This is a genomic window from Rhizobacter sp. P2_H2, from assembly GCF_056403375.1.
Genome location: NZ_JBFUFP010000335.1, coordinates 1 through 5,151 on the forward strand (window position 1 = coordinate 1; position 5,151 = coordinate 5,151).

Genomic DNA, 5,151 nt, shown 5'->3' on the forward strand with positions numbered 1-5,151 from the left:
CGGTGAACCCGATCTTCCTGCAGCACGCGACGCTGGTGCAGATCATGAGCAAGGCCTGGTGCGAGAAGAACAAGGTCGTGAAGCCGCTGGACTTCAAGAACAAGGAAGAGAGCTACGCGTCGTTCAACGCGAACGGCACCGGCCCATACATGCTGGTCTCGCGCGCGCCGGACGTGAAGACCGTCTACAAGCGCAAYCCCGCGTGGTGGGGCAAGTTCGAAGGCAACGTGCAGGAGGTGGTGTACACCCCGATCAAGAGCGACCCCACGCGGGTGGCGGCGCTGCTGTCGGGTGAGGTCGACTTCGTGCTCGACCCGGCCCCGCAGGACGTGGCGCGCTTGCGCAGCACGCCGACGGTGAAGGTGATCGACGGGCCGGAGAACCGCATCGTGTTCATCGGCATGGACCAGAGCCGCGACGAGCTGCTGTACGGCAGCGTCAAGGGCAAGAACCCCTTCAAGGACCTGCGCGTGCGCAAGGCCTTGTACCAGGCGATCGACATCGAGACCATCAAGACCAAGCTGATGCGCGGACAGGCCGTGCCCACCGGCGGCATCACGTCATCGGCGCTCGGCGCCTACAACGATCCCGAACTGGAAAAGCGCCTGCCCTTCGACCTGGAGTCCGCGAAGAAGCTGATGGCCGATGCCGGCTATGCACAGGGCTTCGAGGTGACGCTGGACTGCCCGAACAACCGCTACATCAACGACGAGGAGATCTGCCAGACGCTCGCGTCGATGTGGGCCAAGCTGAACGTGAAGATCCGCGTCAACGCGATGCCGCGCGCGACTTACTTTCCGAAGGTGCAGAAGTACGACACGTCGATGTACATGCTGGGCTGGGGCGGCTCGATCACCGATGCGGAGACGACGTTCACGCCGGTGCTGCGCAGCCGCGGCGAGGGTGGCATTGGCGCGTGGAACATGGGCGGCTCGAAGGACGCGAAGTTCGACGAGCTGGCCGCTGCGTCGAGCCGTGAGCCTGATCCGAAGAAGCGCGAGCAGTTGATCAAGGCCGCGCTGAAGCAGCACAACGAGCAGGTGCTGAACATCCCGTTGCACCGGCAGGTGATTCCGTGGGCGGCGCGGGCGAACGTGGATGTTGTCCATCGGGCCGACAACTGGCTGGAGTGGCGCTGGATCACCATCAAGTGATGCCGCTGTCGCGACGGCGCCTGCTGGTGCAGGCGCTGGCCGGTGCCGGTTTCCTGGCCGGCGGCGCGTGGCCGCGCCTGTGCGCTGCGGGCACGCTGGTGGCCAACGTCACCGCGCTCTACACCGTCGAGGTGGCGCGGGTGGCGGTGCCGACGGACACCGAGGCGGTGGCGCGTGAGCTGAGGGCGTGGCCCGGCCGCGTGAGCGTCGGCGGAGGCCGCTACAGCATGGGCGGGCAGACTGCGCTGGCCGGCGGGCTGCAGCTCGACATGCGGCAGATGAACCGCATCATCAGCCTGGACGTGGCGCAGCGTCGCGTGCGCGTGCAGGCCGGGCTGCGCTGGCGCGACCTGCAGGAGGTGATCGATCCGGTCGGGCTCGCGGTGCAGACGATGCAGAGCTATGCCAACTTCACGATCGGCGGCTCGGTCTCGGTGAATGCGCATGGCCGCTATGTCGGCAATGGCCCGGTCAGCAACTCGGTCCGCGCGTTGCAGCTGGTGCTGGCCGACGGCAGCGTCGTCGAGGCGGATCGAACGCAGAACGGCGAGCTGTTCCGCGCCGCGCTCGGCGGCTATGGCGCGGTCGGCGTGATCACCGAAGTGGAGCTCGACCTGGTCGACAACGTGCGCATGGAGCGCAACGTGCGAGTGCTCACGCTCGACGACTATCCGAAGCACTTCCACGACGATGTGCGGGACGACACGACGGCGGTGATGCACAACGCCGACCTGCTGCCGCCGACCTTCGACCGGCCGGTGTCGGTGACCTGGCGCCGCACCGATAAGCCGGTGACGGAGGCGGCCCGGTTGGTGTCGCGCGGCCGGCGTTATCGGCTCGAGCGCGGCGTGCTGTGGGCGATGACCGAACTGCCGGGTGGCGGCTCGCTGCGCAGCTCGGTGGTGGAGCCTCTGCGCTTCAACGGGCCGGCGGTGGTGTGGCGCAACCACGAGGCCAGCCTCGACGTGGCCGCGCTCGAACCGGCCAGCCGCGGCGCCTCGACCTACGTGCTGCAGGAGTACTTCATTCCGCCGCGGCATTTCGCGCCGTTTGCACGCCGGCTGGGCCAGGTGTTGAACGCGCACCAGGTGCAGGCGCTCAACGTGTCGATCCGGCATTCGCCGGCCGACGCGCTGTCGCTGATGGCCTGGGCACCCGAGGAGGTGTTCTCGTTCGTCCTGTACTACAAGCAGCGCACCGATGCGGCGGCCTGCGAAGCGGTCGCGGTGTGGACGCGCGAGCTGATCGACCTGGCGCTGGCGCACGAGGGCCGCTACTACCTGCCGTACCAGCTGCACGCGACCCGCGAGCAGTTCGATGCGGCCTATCCGCAGGCGCAGCAGCTGCGCGCCTTCAAGCGCAGCGTCGACCCGGACGGCAAGTTCAGCAACAGCCTGTGGGCGCGCTACCTGTGAGCCGAACCGGCCCTCAGTGGCCTGTCACCTGGACCTCGTTGACGATCGCGCTCCACGACTGCGGGCCGGTCTTGCCGGAGATCCGCACGCCCAGCACGCCCGCCAGCGGTGTGCCGCTGAAAGCATAGCTCGCGCCGCCGGCCGCTGCGCTGTTGGGGTAGGGCGTCGCGATCGCCCAGCCCGATTCGATCCAGCGCGTGCCGTCGGTCGTGTACTGCAGGCTCACGCCCGATTCGAAATAGCCGTTGCCGTAGCTGTCGATCGCGCCGTTGATGAAGGTCACCTTCGAGACCGCCTTCGCGGCCGTCCACGTGACGCCGGCCGCTTCCCACTTGCCCGTCTCGCCTTCGCCGGCGGCATTCAGCGTGACGCCGGTCGTCAGCTTGCCGTCGTTGATGCCGGTTCGCGCCTGGCGGTTCGCGTTCGATAGCGCCGTCGTGTTCTTCGTCCACACCTGGCCGCTGCCGCTCGCTTCGATCTGCGTGTCGCCGCTGCCGCCGCGCGCCGTGAACGCGGCGCGGATCGAATGACCGGCCTGCACGTCGCTGAAGGTGTAGCTCGTCACCGCACCGATCGACGCGCCATCCACCGTCACCGAGCTGATGTCGTAGCCGGCGTTCGGCACGATGCTGAAGCCCTGGCTGCGACCCTGCACGACCTGCACCGTGCCGCTCGGCACGATCGATCCACCGGTGCCGGCCGATGCGTCGATGCTCAGYGGCGCCGTCGCGCCGTTGTCCAGCCCGGCCTTCACCGCCGACCAGAAACTCGCGTCTTCATAGCCCATCGCCCACACGCTGGTGCCGGCCAGGCCGTACGCGTTCACCAGCGCAGTCTTGGCCTGGATGCTCTGCGCATCGTCGTACCAGAGTGCCGGCTGCTTGGTCGAATTGCTCCACTCGGTGCCATCCGGCTGCTTGCGCACCGTGCCCCAGGTGGCGTACGGCGTCGCCGAAGCCGCATCGCGCTGCAGCACCGCATTGGCATGCGAGGCCAGCACCGACGGGTAGCTCGACCAGTGCACCACCTGTCCGGTGCTGTAGTCGTAGCCGTAGCTCGGCAGGCCGGCCAGCACCTTCGAGGCCGGCACGCGCGACACCGCGTACGACAGGATCGCCTTCTGCCAGTCCAGGCCCGATTCGGGGCCCGGCCACACCTCGCCGTTGAAGCCGCTGCTGGCCCAGCCGGGGCCGACCTCGTCGTAGGTCATCACCTGGAAGTAGTCGACCACCGCACCGATCGCCGCGTAGTCGTAGCCGCCCAGGTAGTCCGGCGCCTTGTCGCTGGTCTTCGGCGGGATGCTGATCACGAGCTTCAGCCCCTGCGCATGCAGGCCGCCGGCCAGCGCGGCGATGAACGCGCTGTGGTTCGCCTTGTCCGACGGCTGCACCGCCTCGAGGTCGATGTCGATGCCCGCAAAACCGTTCGCCGTGGCGAGGCTCACCAGGTTCGTCACCGCCTTCGCGCGGCTGGCCGCGCTGGCGAGCACCGCCTTCGAGATCGCCGGGTCGAAGCCGCCGGCATCGTTGCTGTAGTCCGAGACGGTCGGGTACAGCGGCAGGCCCTTGCCCTTCGCGAAGCTGATGATGCTGCGCGTCGTGTTCGTCAGGCCCTCGGTGCCGACCGTGCCGGCGGCCGTCAGGTTGTAGGCCGAGCCGAGGCCGACGGCGCTCAGCTGCGCGTGATGGGCCTGCAGGTTGGTGTACGACTGGCCGAGCTGGCCATCGGTGTAGGCCAGCACGAACGGCGCGGCATCGGCCTGCGAGGTGGCGACGAGGCAGGCGAAGCTGACGCAGGCAAGCGAGGCCACGAAGCCGGCACGGTAGGGGCGGAGTTTTGAAAGGGCTTTCATAGCCCCATGGTGACCGATCTGCGCGTTGGCAATTGTCAGCAAACCGTAGCGTTGGTAACGCGCCGGTCTCACCGGCGGTTCAGCGCGTCGCGCGGCGCCTCACGCAGTCGATGTACTTGTGCCCGTCCGGCGGCAGGCCGCTGCGCTGCGAGGCCCAGATCATCTCGCCCAGGCACTCCATCATCTCGTGCTGCGCCTCGTGCGCCGAGCCGCGCCTGGCGGCGAGCAGCGCATACGCCTGCTTGATGCCGGTTGGCTGGTCGATGCTGACCTGCTCGCTGATCGACAGGTGCATCGACAGGTGCAGGAAGGGGTTGGTGCGGCCGTCTTCGACCTCGTAGACCTTGGCCAGCGCCGCTGCTTCATCGGCGAGGTCGGCGTGGTACTCCGGATGGCCGGCGATCCAGTCGGCGGCCACGGCCTCCATCGGCGTCAGTGGCAGGCTGTCGCGCTGCTTGCGGTAGGTCTCGCAGAAGAAGCGGCGGACGTCGTGCTGGGTGGGGGCGAACATGGGGGGATTTTCGCCGAGCCGCGGCGGCCGGGTTGGCGTGGGGGTGCTGGGGGCGTGGAACCTGTTGCGGCGGAATGTTCACTCAAGGGATTTGCCGGTCGGATCCCCTATGCGAACTTCACTTCAAACACCGCGAACTGCCCTGACGACACCCGTTGCCTCATCACAAAAGAAGCGCATGTCCTGGCTTGAGATCCTTGGCGAGCACAACGTTGAGAC

At 67.8% G+C, this 5,151-nt stretch carries 4 protein-coding genes; 2 read left to right on the top strand and 2 right to left on the bottom strand.

Annotated elements, in window-relative coordinates; all coding sequences use genetic code 11:
• Together AC1D15_RS17250 and AC1D15_RS17255 are read left to right on the top strand one after the other, a co-directional pair.
• The coding region (locus AC1D15_RS17250; protein ID WP_477826933.1) for an ABC transporter substrate-binding protein at window positions 1-1,154 on the top strand (1,154 nt) is incomplete at its 5' end.
• Window positions 1,154-2,569, top strand: coding sequence for an FAD-binding oxidoreductase (locus AC1D15_RS17255; protein ID WP_477826934.1), 1,416 nt, complete (start codon window positions 1,154-1,156; stop codon window positions 2,567-2,569). The genes AC1D15_RS17250 and AC1D15_RS17255, both read left to right, overlap by 1 nt.
• Before the next feature lie 13 nt (window positions 2,570-2,582).
• On the opposite strand, the gene AC1D15_RS17260 is transcribed toward AC1D15_RS17255, so the two are convergent.
• Together AC1D15_RS17260 and AC1D15_RS17265 are read right to left on the bottom strand one after the other, a co-directional pair.
• Window positions 2,583-4,379 carry a glycosyl hydrolase family 18 protein gene (locus AC1D15_RS17260; RefSeq protein WP_477826935.1) on the bottom strand — a complete coding sequence of 599 codons (1,797 nt, stop codon included), beginning with the start codon at window positions 4,377-4,379 and terminating at the stop codon, window positions 2,583-2,585.
• 121 nt (window positions 4,380-4,500) lie between these two features.
• Window positions 4,501-4,932, bottom strand: coding sequence for a DUF1841 family protein (locus AC1D15_RS17265; protein WP_477826936.1), 432 nt, complete (start codon window positions 4,930-4,932; stop codon window positions 4,501-4,503).
• Window positions 4,933-5,151: the final 219 nt, after the last annotated feature.